General features: G+C 32.5%; 1 protein-coding gene. It reads right to left on the reverse strand.

Annotated elements, in window-relative coordinates; all coding sequences use genetic code 11:
- Window positions 1–733: malate:quinone oxidoreductase (locus HMPREF2706_RS01690; protein WP_141761267.1), on the reverse strand; the 733-nt coding region annotated here is incomplete at its 3' end.
- Window positions 734–819 lie beyond the last annotated feature (86 nt).

Raw genomic sequence — 819 nt, forward strand, 5'->3', positions numbered from 1 at the left:
CACCAGCACCAATAAATACATAATCAGCAAGTTCAGTTTGAACATCACCGCTGTTACGTTGACGCACTTTAACTTCCCATTTACCATCTTTTCGATGGTTAAAGTCTATTACTTCATGATTATATTGGACATTGGCATTAGGATGTTGTTCAATGTTTTTAGCCATTTTACGAGTAAGCTCTCCAAAGTTAACGTCTGTACCTTCGTTAATCTTACTAGCAGCCATAATATCACTTGAGCTATGACCCTCCATCATTAATGGAACCCATTTTCTCATCTCTTCAATATCTTCTGTATATTCAATATTGTCGAACATTGGAAAATCCTTCATAGCATGATAACGATCCTTTAAGAATTGAACGTTATTTTTACCTCTAACAAAACTAATGTGAGGTAATGGTTGAATAAATTCTTTAGGGTTAGAAATACTATTATTTTTAACTAAATGACCCCAAAATTGTTTTGAAATCTCAAACTGTTCATTAATTTCTTTTGCTTTTTCTATATCAATTGATCCATCAGGTTGTTTCACTGTATAGTTCAATTCACATAAAGCAGCATGACCAGTTCCAGCATTATGACGCTCATTTGAACTTTCGATACCAGGACGATCTAAACGTTCATATAGTTTTATATTCCAACTTGGTTCTAACTCTTTAAGCATAGAACTAAAAGTTGTGCTTAAAACACCAGCGCCAATAACAACAACTGTTTTTGACTCTTTTGTATTCATAATTGACTCCCTTCTTTTATGGAATAGATACATATTCTGTAATATTATTGTTATTTCTACTTAGCTTATTAATAAGCTAAGTAGAA

The sequence above is a fragment of the Staphylococcus sp. HMSC067F07 genome (assembly GCF_001837405.1).
GTDB classification, from domain to species: Bacteria; Bacillota; Bacilli; order Staphylococcales; family Staphylococcaceae; genus Staphylococcus; species Staphylococcus capitis.